This is a genomic window from Achromobacter sp. CF-sbj1-Ac2-l, assembly GCF_052698165.1.
This window is the reverse complement of sequence record NZ_CP199855.1, coordinates 1,665,660-1,682,420: the sequence shown is the minus strand read 5'-3', so window position 1 is coordinate 1,682,420 and position 16,761 is coordinate 1,665,660. Positions and strand designations below refer to the sequence as shown.

General features: G+C 67.9%; 16 protein-coding genes. 6 read left to right on the top strand and 10 right to left on the bottom strand.

What is annotated here, in order from left to right; genetic code table 11:
• Nucleotides 1-40: 40 nt before the first annotated feature.
• From ACUDCK_RS07655 to ACUDCK_RS07645, 3 genes are all read right to left on the bottom strand, one after another.
• Complete coding sequence (locus ACUDCK_RS07655; protein ID WP_054501391.1) at nt 41-952, bottom strand: polyprenyl synthetase family protein; 912 nt, start codon at nt 950-952, stop codon at nt 41-43.
• A gap of 7 nt (nt 953-959) precedes the next feature.
• Nucleotides 960-1,226, bottom strand: a complete 267-nt coding sequence (locus ACUDCK_RS07650; RefSeq protein WP_006393710.1) for an exodeoxyribonuclease VII small subunit — start codon at nt 1,224-1,226, stop codon at nt 960-962.
• An 82-nt stretch (nt 1,227-1,308) separates the two neighbouring features.
• Nucleotides 1,309-2,163 (bottom strand): IclR family transcriptional regulator, encoded by an 855-nt coding sequence (locus ACUDCK_RS07645; protein WP_175168293.1) that lies wholly within the window; start codon nt 2,161-2,163, stop codon nt 1,309-1,311.
• 176 nt (nt 2,164-2,339) lie between these two features.
• Here ACUDCK_RS07645 and ACUDCK_RS07640 point away from each other — a divergent pair, with 176 nt between their 5' ends.
• The 3 genes from ACUDCK_RS07640 (at nt 2,340) to ACUDCK_RS07630 (ending at nt 6,029) form a co-directional block, all read left to right on the top strand.
• On the top strand, nt 2,340-3,308 hold the full coding sequence (locus ACUDCK_RS07640) for a Bug family tripartite tricarboxylate transporter substrate binding protein (protein WP_175168294.1): 969 nt from the start codon (nt 2,340-2,342) through the stop codon (nt 3,306-3,308).
• Nucleotides 3,309-3,528: 220 nt separating this feature from the next.
• The gene (locus tag ACUDCK_RS07635; RefSeq protein ID WP_054501393.1) at nt 3,529-4,539 is read left to right on the top strand and encodes an acyltransferase; all 1,011 of its coding nucleotides are present in this window, start codon (nt 3,529-3,531) and stop codon (nt 4,537-4,539) included.
• A 341-nt stretch (nt 4,540-4,880) separates the two neighbouring features.
• Entirely contained in the window at nt 4,881-6,029 is a 1,149-nt protein-coding gene (locus ACUDCK_RS07630; RefSeq protein ID WP_064526889.1) for an aromatic ring-hydroxylating oxygenase subunit alpha, read from the top strand.
• A gap of 66 nt (nt 6,030-6,095) precedes the next feature.
• Here ACUDCK_RS07630 and ACUDCK_RS07625 read toward each other — a convergent pair whose 3' ends face one another.
• From ACUDCK_RS07625 to ACUDCK_RS07605, 5 genes are all read right to left on the bottom strand, one after another.
• Complete coding sequence (locus ACUDCK_RS07625; RefSeq protein ID WP_175168295.1) at nt 6,096-7,226, bottom strand: TIGR03364 family FAD-dependent oxidoreductase; 1,131 nt, start codon at nt 7,224-7,226, stop codon at nt 6,096-6,098.
• An 87-nt stretch (nt 7,227-7,313) separates the two neighbouring features.
• Entirely contained in the window at nt 7,314-8,336 is a 1,023-nt protein-coding gene (locus tag ACUDCK_RS07620; RefSeq protein WP_175168296.1) for a putative 2-aminoethylphosphonate ABC transporter substrate-binding protein, read from the bottom strand.
• Between the two features lie 114 nt (nt 8,337-8,450).
• Entirely contained in the window at nt 8,451-9,272 is an 822-nt protein-coding gene (phnX, locus tag ACUDCK_RS07615; RefSeq protein ID WP_175168297.1) for a phosphonoacetaldehyde hydrolase, read from the bottom strand.
• A gap of 27 nt (nt 9,273-9,299) precedes the next feature.
• Nucleotides 9,300-11,030, bottom strand: a complete 1,731-nt coding sequence (locus ACUDCK_RS07610; protein WP_244976978.1) for a putative 2-aminoethylphosphonate ABC transporter permease subunit — start codon at nt 11,028-11,030, stop codon at nt 9,300-9,302.
• A 28-nt stretch (nt 11,031-11,058) separates the two neighbouring features.
• Nucleotides 11,059-12,189: a putative 2-aminoethylphosphonate ABC transporter ATP-binding protein gene (locus ACUDCK_RS07605; RefSeq protein ID WP_064526894.1), complete on the bottom strand. Its 1,131-nt coding sequence runs from the start codon at nt 12,187-12,189 to the stop codon at nt 11,059-11,061.
• Nucleotides 12,190-12,349: 160 nt separating this feature from the next.
• On the opposite strand from ACUDCK_RS07605, the gene ACUDCK_RS07600 reads away from it, so the two are divergent.
• Together ACUDCK_RS07600 and ACUDCK_RS07595 are read left to right on the top strand one after the other, a co-directional pair.
• Nucleotides 12,350-13,213, top strand: coding sequence for a LysR family transcriptional regulator (locus ACUDCK_RS07600; RefSeq protein WP_006388352.1), 864 nt, complete (start codon nt 12,350-12,352; stop codon nt 13,211-13,213).
• 53 nt (nt 13,214-13,266) lie between these two features.
• Nucleotides 13,267-13,836, top strand: coding sequence for a phosphonate degradation HD-domain oxygenase (locus tag ACUDCK_RS07595; RefSeq protein WP_049072430.1), 570 nt, complete (start codon nt 13,267-13,269; stop codon nt 13,834-13,836).
• Nucleotides 13,837-13,909: 73 nt separating this feature from the next.
• Here ACUDCK_RS07595 and ACUDCK_RS07590 read toward each other — a convergent pair whose 3' ends face one another.
• Both ACUDCK_RS07590 and ACUDCK_RS07585 read right to left on the bottom strand, forming a co-directional pair.
• Nucleotides 13,910-14,761, bottom strand: a complete 852-nt coding sequence (locus ACUDCK_RS07590) for a sulfurtransferase (protein ID WP_175168299.1) — start codon at nt 14,759-14,761, stop codon at nt 13,910-13,912.
• Nucleotides 14,762-14,797: 36 nt separating this feature from the next.
• Nucleotides 14,798-15,652: a DMT family transporter gene (locus ACUDCK_RS07585; RefSeq protein WP_054501402.1), complete on the bottom strand. Its 855-nt coding sequence runs from the start codon at nt 15,650-15,652 to the stop codon at nt 14,798-14,800.
• Nucleotides 15,653-15,806: 154 nt separating this feature from the next.
• Between ACUDCK_RS07585 and htpX the strand changes: the two genes are divergently transcribed.
• A complete protein-coding gene (gene htpX / locus ACUDCK_RS07580) occupies nt 15,807-16,688 on the top strand; it encodes a protease HtpX (protein ID WP_054419788.1) in 882 nt (293 codons plus the stop codon).
• The last annotated feature ends 73 nt before the right edge of the window (nt 16,689-16,761 follow it).

The window sequence follows — 16,761 nt, the reverse complement described above, 5'->3', positions numbered from 1 at the left end:
TCGTATGCCCGGCCTGCGGCCAGCCCGGACGGGTCACGGATCAGCGGTCTCGAAGGACGATGAAATCAGCCAGCTCGGCCAGGCGCTTGCCGGCGTCGCCCAGCGGCTCGAGCGCGGACAACGCGGCTTCGCGCAGCTCGCCCGCGAACGCGCGCGCTTCGTCCAGCCCCAGCAACGAAACGTAGGTCGGCTTGTTTTCGGCCGCGTCCTTGCCCGGCGTCTTGCCCAGGCTGGCGGAATCGGCGGTCACATCCAGAATGTCGTCCACCACCTGGAACGCCAGGCCGATGGCCTGGGCGTAGACGTCCAGCGCCTGGCGCGAAGCCGAGCTGGCGCCGGCGACGATGCCGCCCAGCGCCACGCTGCAGGCCAGCATGGCGCCGGTTTTCATGCTGTGCATCTGCTGCAGCTCGTCGCGCGAGAGCCGGTGGCCGACGCTGAGCAGGTCGATGGCCTGTCCGCCGGCCATGCCCTGGCTGCCCGCCGCGCGCGCCAGCGACTGCGTGGCCTGCACGATCAGGGCCGGGGCGATGGGCATGGAGGCCAGCAGCTCGAAGGCGAGCGGCTGCAGCGCGTCGCCGGCCAACATGGCGGTGGCTTCGTCGAACTGCACATGGGCGGTGGGACGGCCGCGGCGCAGGACGTCGTCGTCCATGCAGGGCAGGTCGTCGTGCACCAGCGAGTAGGCGTGGATCAGTTCCACCGCCGCGGCGGCGCGGTCCAGCGAGGCCTCGACAGCCAGCACGCTGCCGCTGACCGGGCAGGCCTGGCCGGCGGCGTAGACCAGCGCGGCCCGCACCCGCTTGCCGCCGCCGAGCACGGCGTAACGCATGGCTTCGTGCAGGCGGGCGGGCACGGCGTCGGCAGGCGGCAGGAGGTCGTCGAGAACGTCTTCGACATGCCGCACGCGGCCCTGCAGCCACTCCGGGAAAGCGAGTTGTATTTGCTTCATCCGATTCTTATTCGTCATCCAGCGCGGCGGCATCCAGCGGGCGCAGCAAGTCGCCCTCCAGGACCTTGACCTGCTGTTCGGCCTGCGCCAAGCGCTCCTGGCAGACGCGGGTCAGGGCCACGCCGCGCCGGTAGGCGGCCAGCGACTGCTCCAGCGGCAGCGAACCGTCTTCCATGGCCGCGACCAGCGATTCCAGTTCGGCCAGGGCCGTTTCGAAATCCTGGGGCAAGGGACGGTCGTCGGTCTGCGGATCGGCTTGAGAAGGTTTGGCCAAACGGGCCTCCGGGGGCACTAGGGGTGGATCAATCCGTGAATTGTACGAGATACCACGGTCGCGCCACGCCGCGCCTTTGCGCTCAGGCGGGAGCGCCCGCCAGGCCCGCGATGGCGGCCCGCAGCGCCGGCGCCACCTGGGTGCGCAACCCGGCCTCGGGCAGCAGGCCTTCGGGGCCGCCGCAACTCATGACGAACACGCCCTCCCCGGTCACGGACGTGAATGGCACCGCCACGGCATTGATGCCCGACTGCCACTCGCCGATCGCGAAGCAGCAACCCGTGTCGCGCAACTCGGCGCGGGCGCGCTCGATCGCGGCAGCCGCCGGCGCGGCCGGCCCCAATCGTTCCAGCACGTCGGCGCAGGCCGCCGCCGGCAGGCTGGCAAGGTAGGCGCGCCCCATGGCGCTGTCGAGGCTGGCGCGATAGCCCACCGGCAGGCGCAGGTAGAGAGCGGACGAACCATGGATGGCCTCGACATAGGTCATGGCGTCGCCGTCGAAGGCGCCCAGCGCCACCGCGCCGCCGGTTTCGCGCGCCAGGTCGGTCATGGAGGCCTTGGCCAGCTCGCGCACCTCCAGCCCGGCCAACAGGCCGAAGCCCAACGCCAGCACGCCGTACCCGGGCGAGTACTTGCCGGTGTCCGGGTGATAGCGCAGGTAGCCCAACTCGGTCAGCGTGTAGGTGATGCGGCTGATGGTGGGCTTGGGCAGGCCGGTCAGGCGCGCCAGGTCCAGATTGCCCAGCGCCGCCACGCCGGGCCGGAAGCAGCGCAGCACTTCCAGGCCGCGCGCCAGCGCGGTGATGAAGTCGGGCGACACGGGCCCCTCGCCCACGGCGCCGGCGCGCTTGCGGCGCGCGGGCGCGCTCAGCGCCAGCTTCTGGTCGGGTTTGGCCGCGGGATGGGGGATGCGCTTGGCGTCAGAAAAAGATTGCATTTCTATTCGCTTCGTTTTTATAGTTTATTCCGAATAACAAAACTAAATTCCATTTATCGGAATTTAAAACATCCTAGGAGACCTGGCAAGCCTTGCCCGCCCGCCTTCACCGGCACGCGGACCGGGCCGAGCCGGGCCCGACCTATCACTCAAGCACGCGATTTCAAGGGGAAAACATGATTCGCAAGCGCTACCCGTTCCTGGCGGGTCTACTGCTCAGCATTGCCGCGCTGGGCGCCCAGGCAGATACCTATCCGTCCCGCCCGGTCAAGGTGGTCTCGCCGTTCCCGGCGGGCGGCGCCACCGATGTGCTGACGCGGGTGCTGGCCGAACGCATGGCCAAGACGCTGGGCCAGCCCATGATCGTCGAGAACAAGGCCGGCGCCGGCACGTCGATCGGCGCCGCCTTCGTCTCGCGCGAGGCGCCGGACGGCTACACCATCCTGATGGCCACCAACTCCACGCTGGTCACCAACCGCTATCTGTATAAGGAGCTGCCCTACGATCCCGACGGCTTCGCGCCCATCGGCATGGTCGGGATTGGCCCCCTGGTACTGCTGTCCAGCCCCAAGCGCCCGTTCAACAGCACCGCGGACGTGGTCGCCTATGCCAAGCAGAATCCGGGCAAGCTGACCTTCGCCACCTTCGGCGCGGGCACTTCGTCGCACCTGGCGGGCGAACTGTTCAAGGAACGCGCCGGCATCGACATCCTGCACGTGCCCTTCAAGGGCGCGACCCAGGCCCTGCCGGCGTTGATCAGCGGCGACGTGGACCTGTTCTTCGACATGGTCGCCACCGGCATGCCGCAGGCCGAGGCCGGCAAGGTCAAGGTGTTCGCGATCACCAGCCCCAGCCGCCTGGCCACCGAACCGAAGCTGGCGACGCTGGCCGAACAAGGCTATCCGTCCTTCGACATGACGGCCTGGTTCAGCTTCGTGGCCCCCAAGGGCACGCCGGCGCCGGTGCTGGACAAACTGCAGGCCGCGCTGGCCGAGACGCTCAAGGACGAGGCGGTGCAAAAGCGCATGCTCGACATGGGAATCGAGCCGCGCTCGGGCAGCGCCGCCGAACTGGACAGGCAGGTCAAGAGTGAACAGCCCATCGTGTCGCAATTGATCAAGCAGGCCAACATCGTCCTGCAATGACGGTCGCATCCGTTTCGTGACAAAACGTTCATGCCGCCGCGCGGGCCCGGGCGCCCGCGCCGCCGGGGCCGCCGACCGACAGCGCCTCGCAGTCCCTGTCGGTTTTTCATGCGCCCCCTAACCCCTGGATACAGAACCCGTATCGGCCTGGCTGCTAAGGTGAAAAGCGAGGATGGCCGCCGCGCCGGCCCCGCCCGACTCACCTTCGCCAGGGAGCCCGATGCCACTGACCGATGACCGCTACGCCCGGCTGGATTCCGCCCGCTGGCTCGCCGCCGCGGCGGTGGTGTTGCTGCACAGCGCCGCCCTGATCGTCAGCGACCCGTCTGCCTACGGCAACGGCGCCTGGCTGGCCGCCAATCTGTATGACTCCGCGGTCCGCTGGTGTGTGCCCGTGTTCGTGATGGTCAGCGGCGCCCTGCTGCTCGATCCCGACAAGCCGCAGGATGCGAGGCGGTTCTACAGCAAGCGGGTCACGCGGATCTGCGCGCCGCTGCTGTTCTGGACCCTCTTCTACCTGGCCTGGCGCACCGGGCTGGACTGGTGGGACGACGGCCACGTCGACTTTTCGTTCTGGCCGCGCAAGGTCGCCCAGGGTGAGCCGTACTACCACCTCTGGTATCTGTACATGATCGTGGGACTGTACCTGTTCGCGCCGCTGGTGCGCCTGCTGTACGTGCGCAGCACGCCGCGCGCGCGTTCGCTTTGGGTGGTGGGCATTCTGGGCCTGGCCATCCTGGATGCGCTCTACCGACGCGCGCTCGGCGCCCAGCCCGGCTTCTTCCTGACCTGGTTCCTGCCCTACCTGGGCTATTTCGTCGCCGGCCGCCAGATCTTCGATGGCGAACTGCGCGTGCCGCGTCCGACCCTGGTGCTGGCCGTGAGCGTGGCGGCCACGGCACTGGGCGTGCACACCATGTCCAGCAACCGGACGCTGGACACCTATTTCTACGATTACTTCAGCCTGACCGTGCCGTTCATGTCGCTGGCGGCGTTCCAGTGCATCGTCTCGTCGCCGCGCCTGCCGCGGCTGGCATCGCTGGCCCCGCTGACCTTCGGGGTCTACCTGATCCATCCGGTGTTCCTGGATGTGGCGCACCGGGCCGGCGCCATCGGCGGCGGACGTCGCGATGCCTGGGTCGTGCCGTTGCTGACGCTGGCCGTGTTCGCTTTGTCCGCGGGCAGCAGTTGGCTGTTGCGACGCCATCCCGCCACCCGCAGGCTGGTCTGAAAAGCCTACGGCGCGAAGGGTTAATCACGATTTGCGCGGGGTCAAACCGCCAGGGCCGGATCTTCACCAAGCTTCACCGATCTTCACGGGCGGGGCGTATGGGGTTGGGGTACAATTGACGGCTTACTTGATCGGCCAGACACCGATTTTTCTTCGCGCCAGAACGGATTTAACCATCCCCTTCCGAACAGCTAGGGCGTGGTGAAGCTCAAGCCGTCCTGGCTTTTTAACGCCGGGCCGCCCCAAGAAAGAGGCCCCCTTTGAGGGCAGCCCGCCCACCGCGTACGCAGTACTGAGTGGGCACGGCGTTGGGGGAAATATTCATCCGAGCGGAGGGAATCATGACCGACATCGGTCGGATGGCACATGTTGTGCCAGCTCGCACCCAGCTACCCGTCAGTGCTTACTTTGACGAAGCCCTCTTTGCCCGCGAGCAAGAACTCATTTTCAAGCAATCCTCGCTGTACGTCGGCCACCAGAAGCTGGTGCCCGAAATCGGGGATTGGCGCACCTTGGCCCAGGAAAATGGAGGGCGCGTGCTGGTTCGCAACCAGCAGGGCGTTGACCTCATCTCAAATGTCTGCCGCCACCGCCAGGCATTGATGCTGGGCGGCCAGGCCGGCGACGTCACCGGCCATTGCAATTCGCACGGCAGCCTCAAGGCCACCGGCGGCAACATCGTCTGCCCGCTGCACCGCTGGACCTACAACAACCAGGGCGAGCTGCTGGGCGCGCCGCAGTTCGACACCACGCCGTGCATGAACCTGCAGAAGTTCCGGCTGCGCGATTGCCATGGCCTGCTGTTCGAAGGCCCGCGCGATCCGGCCGCCGACATGGCGCCGCTGTTCGCGCGCCCGGAGTTCGACTTCGGCGACTACGTGCTGGACCACGTCGAAGTGCACCAGTGCAACTACAACTGGAAGACCTTCATCGAGGTGTACCTGGAGGACTACCACGTCGGCCCGTTCCACCCCGGACTGGGCCGCTTCGTCACCTGCGACGACCTGACCTGGGAGTTCAACGACTGGTACAGCCTGCAGAAGGTCGGCGTGCATAACGCGCTGGCCCAGCCGGGTTCTGACGTCTACAAGCAATGGCACGATCGCCTGCTGTCGTTCCGCGACGGCGACGCGCCGGATTTCGGCGCCGTCTGGGTCACGTATTTCCCGACCCACATGATCGAGCTGTATCCGCACGTGCTGGTGCTGTCGACGCTGTACCCGAAGAGCCCGCAGGAAACGGTCAACGTGGTCGAGTTCTACTACCCCGAGGAAATCGCCGCTTTCGAGCGCGAGTTCGTCGAGGCGCAGCGCGCGGCCTACATGGAAACGGCGATCGAGGACGACGAGATCGCCGAGCGCATGGACGCCGGCCGCAAGGCGCTGATGCTGCGCGGCGTGAACGAGACCGGTCCTTACCAGTCGCCGATGGAAGACGGCATGCAGCACTTCCATGAGTGGTACCGCCGCATCATGCAGGAGCGGCTCTGAGGACACGCTCCGCCAACGCAAAAGGGCTCGCGATCGCGAGCCCTTTCTTTTTGCCGGGGCGGCTGCTCAGCGGCCGAGGGCGGCGGCGACCGTGCGCTCCCCGATCGCCAGTCCGACCGTCATGCCCACGCCTGAATGCATCACCGCCACCGTGGTGGCGGCATCCACCGGCATCACGGAGAACGGCGCGGGGCCGTGCGTGCCATAGACGCCCTGCCAGCGCTCCAGCACCCGCAGCCGCGCGCCCAGCGCCTGCGACGCCAGGTCCAGCATGGCATTGTCGACCGCCTCGTCGTTGAACGGGAAGGCATCCTGGCCGTAGCGGTGCGAGTCGCCGATGATCAACTCGCCATAGGGCGTGGGGCTGATCAGCAGATGGATGCCGTTTTCCAGCAGCATCGGCGTGCGCGCCTGGATCTGCTCGCGCAGCGCCAGCGCCGATGGCAGGTCGGAGAAGGCGCCGTAGTGCACGCAGGACAGGCCGGTCAAGAGCGGGCGGTCCAGCGCCATCGGACGCGTCTCGAAGGCCGCGCGCAGCATCTGCAGGCGCGTCACCTCCAGGTTCAGCGGCGCGAACTGTTCGGGCAGCAGCGTCAGGTAGTCGTGGCCGGGGCAGACGAAGACGTGCGCACCGGCGAAGTCGCCCGCGGTGGTCGCGACCTGCCCCTGCTCGACGGCGCGCGCCAGGGTGCCGGTGACGAATTCGACGCCCAGCGAATCGGCCAGGTAGCGCGTGATGGCCGGCAAGGCCTCGCGCGAGTAGATCTGCAGGTCGTCCAGCCCGCGCAGCGCGGCGCAGTGGTGCGCCAGCTGGCCGTCATACAGCTTTGCCACCTCACGGCCCGACAGCAGCTCGGCGCGATAGCCTTCCTGTTGCAGGCGGGTCCGGGCGAATTCGTCCAGCACGTCGGCCTCGCCGGCGTCGCGCGCCAGCACCAGCGCGCCGTTGGCGCGAACATGAAAGCCGGCCCTGGACGCCAGGTCCAGCCACAGCTCGCGCGCCTGCTGGGCGTGCGACAGCATCATGCCGGGAGCCTGGCCGGTGACGATCACCTGACCGAAATTGCGGATGGTCGCGCCATGCGCCTGGCGGCTGCGTTCGATCACGGCCACCGACAGGCCGCGCTTGGCGGCGGCCCAGGCGTGGGCGATGCCGAGCATGCCGGCGCCGACCACGACTACGTCGAATTTTTTCATTTGGAAAACGAGGCAGAGAGGTTGCGCGGGAAGCGCCCGCCCGGGCGCCTCCCCTGCCACGGCGGCGTGGCCGCCGCGGTGGCCCGATTACTTCTTCTTGGGCTCGGACTTGCCGTCGTAGCGGCGGGTCCACTCGGCGATGATGCGATCGCGGTTGGTGGCGGCCCAGACGAAGTCGTTCTTGATCATGCGCTTGGTCAGGTCGGCCGGCAGGTTGGGATTGGACGTGGCGATCGAGGGAATCGCCAGCACCGCGAAGTTGGCCTTGTACAGTTCGTTGGCCTCGCGGCTGGCCGAGAAATCGGCCAGCTTGCGCGCGGCTTCCAGGTTCTTGGTGCCCTTGACGATGGCGGTGGCTTCGACTTCCCAGCCCAGCCCTTCCGACGGGAACACGGCTTCGACCGGCGCGCCGTCGGCCTTGAGCTTGGCGGCGCGGTAGTCGAACGACACGCCGATCGGGAATTCGCCAGCGGCGGCCATGTTGCACGGCTTGGAGCCCGAGTGCGTATACGAACCGATGTTCTTGTGCAGGGCGTCCATGTAGGCCCAGCCCTTTTCTTCGCCGAAGATCTGCAGCCAGGCGCTGACATCCAGGAAGCCCGTGCCCGACGAGGCCGGGTTCGGCATGACGATCTTGCCGGCGTAGACCGGCTTGGTCAGGTCCTGCCACGATTCGGGCTTGGGCAGCTTCTGCTTTTCGGCTTCGACGGTGTTAAAGCAGATGGCGGCGGCGAAGCCGTCCATGCCGACCCAGGTGGGCTCGGCCTTGGCATCGCGCATATTGGCGGCGATCTGGTCCAGGCCCTTGGGGGCGTAGGGCTGCAGCATGCCTTCCTTGTCCATCAGGCCCAGCGAGGTGCCGGCCAGGCCCCAGATCACGTCGGCCTTGGGGTTGCCCTTTTCGGCCAGCAACTTGGCGGTGATGATGCCCGTGGAGTCGCGCACCCACTGGACCTTGATGTCGGGGTTGGCCTTTTCGAAGGCGGCCTGGTAGGCCTTGATCTGGTCGGCTTCCAGCGCCGTGTAGACGGTCAGCGTGGTCTCGGCGGAAGCGGCGCCGGTGATGCCGGCGAAAGCGGCGGCCAAGGCAAGCAGCGTGAAGCGTTTCATGAGGGTACTCCGTGGGTGAGCGGAAAAAGGGTGAGTCGGGTCGCCGCGGCCGGCCCATGCCCGCCGCGGTGCGTTGCGAAAAAAGGTTGGGTCAGGATCCCGGCGTGGGCGGCCTCAGGGGCGTTGGCCCGCCGCCAGGCGGGATTCGATATCGGCAATCACGCCGGGCAGGTCGGCCACGGTGTCGATCAGGTAATGCGGCGCGGCGCCGGACAGTTCGCGGCCGGCGCGCTCGCGGGCCGCCTGGCGGCCGTTCTCGTCCAGGCTCAGGTATTCGTCCAGCGTCAGGCCGGCGGCATTGCCCGACAGCAGCAGGCCGACGGTCCACATGCCGGCGCGGCGGCCTTCCTCGATGCCGGGAGCGGTGTCGTCGACCTTGACGCAGCCGGCCACATCCGTCAGGCCCAGCTCCACCACGTTCTTGAGCGCCATGGCCGGCGCCGGGCGCGCGCGCGGCACGTCGTCGCTGGCGACGATGCAATCGGGCTGCAGGCCTTCGCCGGCGGCGCGCTCGACCACGCGGCGCATCACGCTGCCGGGGTAGCCGGAGCATGAGCCGATCTTCAGGCCGCGCTGGCGCAGCGCGCGCAGCAGCTCGGCCGCGCCGGGAATGGCGGCCGAGTACTGCGCCACCTTGTCCAACTGCATCGGCAGGAAGCGCTCATAGATGGCGGTGACGTCGTCGTCGGTCGGCAGGCGGCCGAACCGGGCCTGGTATTGGTTGGCGATGGCGGGCTCGTCGCACAGCGCGCGGATATGGTCCCATTTGCCCACGCCCATCGGGCCGCGGGCCTGTTCCAGCGTGACGTCCATGCCGAACTCGGCGAAGGCGTCGACGAACACCTTGGTCGGGGCGAACGAACCGAAGTCGACCAGCGTGCCGGCCCAATCGAAAATCACCGCTTCCAGGCGGACGGGCAGAGGCGAAACAGTCATGAGGGTCTTCCTTGCTGAGTATTCAAATCAAAGGGCGGCGGGCCGGCGCCAGGCCTGGCTGCGCGCCACCAGGGCGCGACTGGCCAGGTGCAGCAGCAGCGCCGCCACCGCCGAGCTGGCCATGATCACGGTGCACATGGCGGCGGCCGGGCCGATGAAGCCGGCGTCATCCATGTTCAGCACCGCGACGGCGGCCAGCACCGTGGACGGGCTGTACAGGAACACCACGGCCGACACGGTGGTCATGGCGGAAACGAACAGGTAGCGGGCGACGTCGAGCGCGGCCGGCAGGCACATCGGCAGCGTCACGCGCAGGAAGGTGGTCATGCGCGGCACCTTGAGCGAGGCCGAGGCCGCCTCGAACTCCGGGTCCAGCGCGTTCAGCGCGGTGGCGGCCGTCAGGTGCGCGCTGGTGTAGAAGTGCACCACCGTGCACAGCACCAGCAGCGGCATGGTGCCGTACAGCACATTGAGTGGATTGGCGGCGCCGTTGAAGAAGAAGATGTAGCCCAGGCCCAGCACCAGGCCGGGCACGGCCATCGGCATCAGCGCCAGCATCCCCAGCACGCCGCGCAGGCCGCGCGCCGAGGCGCTGCGGGCCGGCACCTTTTCCATCATCCAGGCGCCCAGGAACACCACCACCGTGCCGATCAGCGCGGTGCAGAAGGCCAGTTCCAGGCTGTTGCGCCAGGCCAGCCAGCCGCCGCCATCCATGTTGTCGAAGTCGTACGAACGCAGCGACAGCGACAGGTTGTAGGGCCACATCTTCACGAACGAGGCCCACACCGCCACGCCGATGATCAGCAGCAGGAACCCGGCCATGCCGCCCGCCAGCAGCAGGAAGGTTGCGTCGCGCAGGCGGTTGGCGCCGGCCGCATAGGGCTGGGCGCGGCCGCTCAACTGGGCGCCCTGGCGCGCCCGCAGGCGGCGGTCGAGCACGAAGGTCAGCAGCGCCGGCAGCAACAGCAGGATGCCGATGGCGGCGCCCTTGGGGAAGTTCTGCTGACCGACCACCGCCTTGTAGGCTTCCATCGCCAGCACGTTGTAGTCGCCGCCCACCACCTTGGGCACGCCGAAGTCGGTCACGGTCAGCGTGAACACCACGCAGCAGGCCGAGAACACGGCATAACGCGTGCCGGGCAACGTCACCGTCATGAAGGTGCGCAGCGGCCCCGCGCCCATCGCGCGCGCCGCGTCATAGAGGCGGCCGTCGGCCAGCGTCAGGCCGGTCAGCAGGATCATCAGCGCGTGCGGGAAGGTGTAGAACGCCTCGCCCACCACGATGCCCCAGAAACCATAGATGGTGGCGCCGCCGGACAGGCCTTTCAGCAAGCCCTGGTTGCCCAGCAGGTAGACCAGCGCGATCCCCGGCAGCAGCGACGGCGCCAGCAGCGGCAGCAGCGCGATGGTGCGCAGCAGGCCCTTGCCGGGAATGCGGCTGCGCGTCAGGGCATAGGCGAAGGCATAGGCGCAGGGCACCACCAGCATCATGGTGACCACGCCCACCGTCAGGCTGCGCCCGACCATGCCGAGGAAACCGTCGGCGCCGATGATGCCCAGCACCACCGACAGGCCGGCCCAATCGCCATTGGCATCGGTGACCGACTTGGCCAGGATCGCCACCAGCGGCAGGGCCAGGAACAGCGCCAGGCCCAGCGCCAGGGCGCCCTGCCCGAGCGTCAGCCCGAAGGCGCCGACCCAGGCGGGCAAGGGGCGGCGGCCAAGCGAGACAGCGGGGGCGTCGACAGGCGCGGACATGACGACGGGGGAACGGCCCGAAGCCGGATCAAGCGTAGGCGCGAATCGCATGGCGCGGCAGCTCCACCCAGCAACGGCTGGCAGCGTGAGGCCCCAGCAGGGCATCTCCGGTTTCAGGGGACACGATCGAGTGGACGGTGGCGCCGGGCACGCCTTCCAGGCGCAGCGCCAGGCGGTAGCCGCGGCCCAGGAACACACCATCCAGCACGTCGGCCAGCATGGTGTTGGGTTGCTCCGGACGCGCCACGCTCACGCGCACCGCCTCGGGCCGCACGAACAGCTTGCCGACGTTGCGCTCCAGCGCCTCGTCCACCGCCAGTTCCTGGCGGCCGACGCGGGCGTGGTGCGCATCGATGCGCTCGAACGGCAGCCAGTTGGCCTCGCCGACAAAATCGGCGATGAAGGCAGAACCCGGCTGGCGATATAGCTCGCGCGGGGTGCCGAATTGTTCGATGACGCCGCCGTTCATGACGGCGATGCGGTCGGCCATAACCATGGCCTCTTCCTGGTCGTGCGTCACCATCAGCGTGGTGATCGACAGGCGTTTCTGCAGCGCGCGCAATTCGATACGCAGATGTTCGCGCACCCGCGCATCCAGTGCCGACATCGGCTCGTCCAGCAGCAACAGGGACGGCGACGGCGCCAGGGCGCGAGCCAGGGCGACGCGCTGCTGCTGGCCCCCGGAGATCTGTCCTGGATATTTATGAGAGGCGCCGGCCAGGCCCACCAGCGTCAGCATTTCCTCGACCCGGTCGGCCACGTGCTTGCGATGGGCGCGCTTGCCGCTCAGGCCATACGCCACGTTCTGGGCCACGGTCAGGTTGGGAAACAGCGCATAGGACTGGAACAGGATGCCGTAGTCGCGCTCTTGCGGCTCGGCATGGGAGATGTCACGGCCCGACAGCAGGATGGTGCCGCTGTCCTGGCGTTCCAGGCCGGCGATGGCGCGCAGCAGCGTGGTCTTGCCGCAGCCCGAGGGGCCCAGCAGGCACACCAGTTCACCGGCGCGGATATCCAGCGACACATCCGACAGCGCCGTATGGCTGCCGAAGCGCTTGACGAGATTGCTGACCGAAAGAAAGCCCCCGCGCTGCGCTCCGGGCTGGGGCGAAGCGCCCGTCGGAACAGTATTGGTATCGCGCTGGAGCTGTTGGGCCATGGGGCCTCCGGTCTGGGAACGAAGGCAGTATGGAAGGCGCGTATTGAGTGTTTATGACACTTCGCGCAAATGCAGTAATAAAAACATCAAATTATTTTGGTGTACTGGCGGTCTTGCGCAATCCGTCCACCAATTCATCCGTTTACAGGCCCCGCCCAACGTGCTCGTCGCCGAACTCAAATCCTTCTATGCCGTGGCTCGCTGCGGCACCGTCACCAAGGCCGCCGCCCAGTTGGGCGTGAGCCAACCCACGGTGACGGGGCAACTGCGCCAGTTGGAGTCGCGTTACGGCGTCGAACTGTTCCATCGCCAGGGCCGCGGCATGCGGCTGTCGGACGCCGGGCACAGCCTGATGCCCATGGTGGAAAAACTGGTGCAGCAGGAGACCGAGATCGATTTCCGCCTGCGCGACGCCAGCGACCTGCGCGAGGGCAACCTGCGCATCGGCGCCACCGGTCCGTACTACATCATGGACACGGTGCGCCGCTACAACCAGCTCTACCCCGGCATCGACCTGACCGTGGCCATCGGCAACTCGCAGAGCATGCTGCAGGCGCTGCATGATTATCGTATCGAGATTGCCACGTCCTCGTTTCTGATGGATGACAAGCATTTGTACCGCCGCATGATCGCGGCCGATCCGATCCGCGTGGTGACGCACCGCGGCCACCCGCTGGCGCGGCGCGGCAAGGTGGCGCTGGCGGATCTGGCCGACCACGCGCTGCTGCTGCGCGAACCCGGCTCGATGACGCGCCAGTTGACCGAAGAAGCGTTGCAGGCGGCTGGCGTGACGGTCAAGCGCACGCTGGAAATCGGCAGCCGCGAATCGATCCGCCAGGCGATCCTGTGCGAACTGGGCATCAGCCTGATCCCGTCGCGCGAGATCCCGTCCCATCCCGAACTGGCGGCCCTGGACATCGAGGGCGCCGACGTCGTGATGCATGAATACCTGTATTGCCTGCGCGAGCGCCAACCGGTGCAGCTCATCGCGCGCTTTCTGGAGATGGCGCCGGCAGCCGGCTGATCTGTGGGATCACTGCCCCGCCTCTTCCCCTTGCGGCCACTCAGGAGACAACCATGGCCTTGACCCTGCAGGACATCGAACAGCTTTTCCTGGAACGCGGGCACCGTTCCTACCATGGCGAATCCGTCAGCCATCTGCGCCATGCGCTGCAGACCGCGACGCTGGCCGAACGCCATGGCGCCAATGCCCAGTTGATCACCGCCTGCCTGCTGCACGACCTCGGGCATCTGATCGCCGACCATCCCGACACGCCCACGCTGCGCGGCATCGACGACAAGCACCAGTATTTCGTGCTGCCGTTCCTGCGCGGGTTGTTCAGTTCGGCGGTGCTGGACCCGATCCGGCTGCACGTGGAGGCCAAGCGCTACCTCTGCTATGTGGAGCCGCAGTATGAAGCGTCGCTTTCGGAGGATTCGAAACGCAGCCTGGCGCTTCAGGGGGGCAGCTTCGATGCGGGCCAGGCGGTGGATTTCGCCAGCATGCCGGGCGCGCCGGATGCGATCCGCCTGAGGCGCTGGGACGACATGGCCAAGGTGCCAGGGCTGGCCACGCCGCCGCTGGACCACTTCCTGGAGATCGCCGAAAGCGTCTCCGGACGGGTCAAGCTGGCGGCGGTCTGGTAAGACCGCCACCCGCGCCGTCGGAATACGACGGCGCGGTTTCAGGCCCGGCTTGCGGCCGGGCCGGCCGGCGCGCTCACTCGCCCTTGGCCACCGGCCGGGACGGATCGCTGCACCACTCGCTCCACGAGCCCGGATAAAGGCGCGAGCCGGCCAGGCCGGCGATTTCCATCGACAGCAGGTTGTGGCACGCGGTGATGCCCGAGCCGCACTGATGCACGATGGCCGCGGGGTCGCGGCCGTCCAGCAAGGCGGTGAATTCCTCGCGCAATTGCGCCGCGTCCTTGAAACGGCCGTCGGCCTGCAGGTTCTGGCCGTTCGGACGATTCAGCGCGCCGGGAATGTGGCCGGCCACCGGATCCATCGGCTCGACCTCGCCGCGATAGCGGTTGGCGGCGCGCGCGTCGATCACGGTGAACGCGGGCCGGGCGATGTTGTCCAGCACCGCCTGCGCATCCACGCTGCCCACGAGCGGCGCCGCCGGCGTCACCGGCGCGCCCGCCTGCACCGGCGCGGCCGCCTCGGTGGAGGTGGGCAGCCCGGCCGCCTGCCAGGCCTGCCAGCCGCCGTCGAGCACGGCGACCCGGTCGTGACCCAGCCAGCGCAGCATCCACCACAGGTGCGCGGCGTACATGCCGCCGCTGGCGTCATAGGCCACCACCAGGGTCTCGGGCGTGACGCCGTGCGCCGCCATCAAGGCGCCGAACTGGCCGCGGTCGGGCAGCGGATGGCGGCCATTCCTGCCGGTCCGGGGGGCCGCCAGCTCGGTTTCGTGGTCGAGGTACAGGGCGCCGGGAATATGGCCGGCGGCATAGGCCTCACGACCGGCCGCGTGATTGGTCAGGTCGTGGCGCACGTCGAACACGCGCACGTCCGCCGCGCCCAGGTGCGTGGCCAGGTCGGCCGCGGAAATCAGGGTCATCGTCATCGGAAATTCTCCTCTGATAGGGTCGGGTTGGCGGGATCAGGTCGGCTTGGGGTCACGCATGGTGCGCCAGACCGACAGCAGGCCCGCCGAAATGATCAGGCCCATCCCGGCCCAGGCCAGGCCGTCCAGGGTATCGCCCCAGAAACCCATGCCGAGCAGGGCCGCGAAGATGATCGTGCTGTATTGCAGGGCCGCGGTCAGCAGCGCCGAGCCCAGGCCGAACGCCCGCGTCATGGCCAACTGGCCGAACAGGCCGGTCACGCCCACGCCCAGCAGCGAGCTGTAGCCGGTCCAGTCCGCATGGCCCCAGCCCTCGAAGCCCAGGCCGGCGAAACTGGACGCGCACACCGCCACCGAAAAGAACAGCACCGTGCGCCATTCCGGCTCGCCGATACGGCCTAGCTGGCGGATCTGCATCATGGCGATCGCCGACATGGCGCCGGCCCCCAGGCCCAGCAGGGCCGCCAGCCACTGGTCTTCGTTGATGCTGGGACGCAGCACGGCGATCACGCCCAGGAAACCCAGGGCCACGGCCGCGATCCGCACCGGGTCGCGCTGCGCCCCGCCCCATCCCAGCATCCAGCAGGCGATGAACAGCGGCGCCGTGTAGTTCAGGCTGGTGGCGGTCGCCAGCGGCAGATGGGAAATGGCGAAGAAACCGAGCCACATCGAAGTGACGCCGGACAGGTTGCGCCACAGGTGCAGTTTCCAACTGGTGGGCACGATCGACTGGCGCCCGGCGCGCGCCCAGATCAGCAGCAGCACCACCGACGGCAGGCCGCGGAACAGCACCACTTGCGGCAGCGTCGCGCCGTGCTCGGTGCCCAGCTTCACGAACGACCCCATGATGGCGAACATGGCGGACGCCAGCAACATCCAAAGTGCCTGCATTTGGGGGTCAGCGCTCAGGTGAAAGTGAGGGGGAAATAGGGGAAAGCGATACTATACTCTCCGTCACCGGGGCGGCGCCGGCAGTCGGGGAACTGCTGCGCCGCGGCACAGTCCAATCCCGCACAAGTCCCGCTCGCTGAGGAACAAAAAAAGCATGAAACGCATCATCCTTTTCGTCATTACCAACCTGGCCGTCATGCTCGTGCTGTCGGCCACTCTACGCATCCTGGGCGTAGACCGCTACCTGACCGCCAACGGCCTGAACCTGCAGGCGCTGTTGATCTTCTCGGTCGTGGTCGGCTTCACCGGCGCCATCATCTCGCTGCTGATCAGCAAGCCCATGGCCAAATGGAGCACCGGCGCCCAGGTGCTGGATCCGAACGCGCCGCGCAGCCAGCGCGAGGCCTGGCTGCTGGACACCGTCCACCAGCTCGCCGATCGCGCCGGCATCGGCCGCCCGGAAGTCGCCATCTACGACGGCGCGCCCAATGCGTTCGCCACCGGCGCCTTCAAGAACGACTCGCTGGTGGCGGTGTCCACCGGCCTGCTCGAAAGCATGAGCGAAGAGGAAGTGGCCGCGGTGCTGGCCCACGAAGTGGCGCACATCGCCAACGGCGACATGGTCACGCTGACCCTGATCCAGGGCGTGGTCAACACCTTCGTGGTGTTCCTGGCGCGCGTGGTCGGCTACTTCATCGACCGCGTGGTGTTCAAGAACGAACGCGGCCTCGGCCCGGGCTACATGGTCACCGTGATCGTCTGTGAGATCATTTTCGGCATCCTGGCCTCGATCATCGTGGCCTGGTTCTCGCGCCAGCGCGAATACCGCGCCGACGCCGGCTCGGCCCACCTGATGGGCGCCCGCGAACCCATGATCCGCGCCCTGGCCCGCCTGGGCGGACTGGAGCCGGGCGAACTGCCCAAGTCGTTCGAAGCCTCCGGCATCACCGGCAAGGGCGGCCTGGCGGCCATGTTCGCCTCGCACCCGCCGATCCCGGCCCGCATCGCCGCGCTGCAGAACGCCCGCGTGATCTGATCCGGGCACAGGCCTGGGAAAAGCCTCCACGCCGCGCCTTCGGCTTTCGTCCCCCCGGGGCGCTCTCATCGTG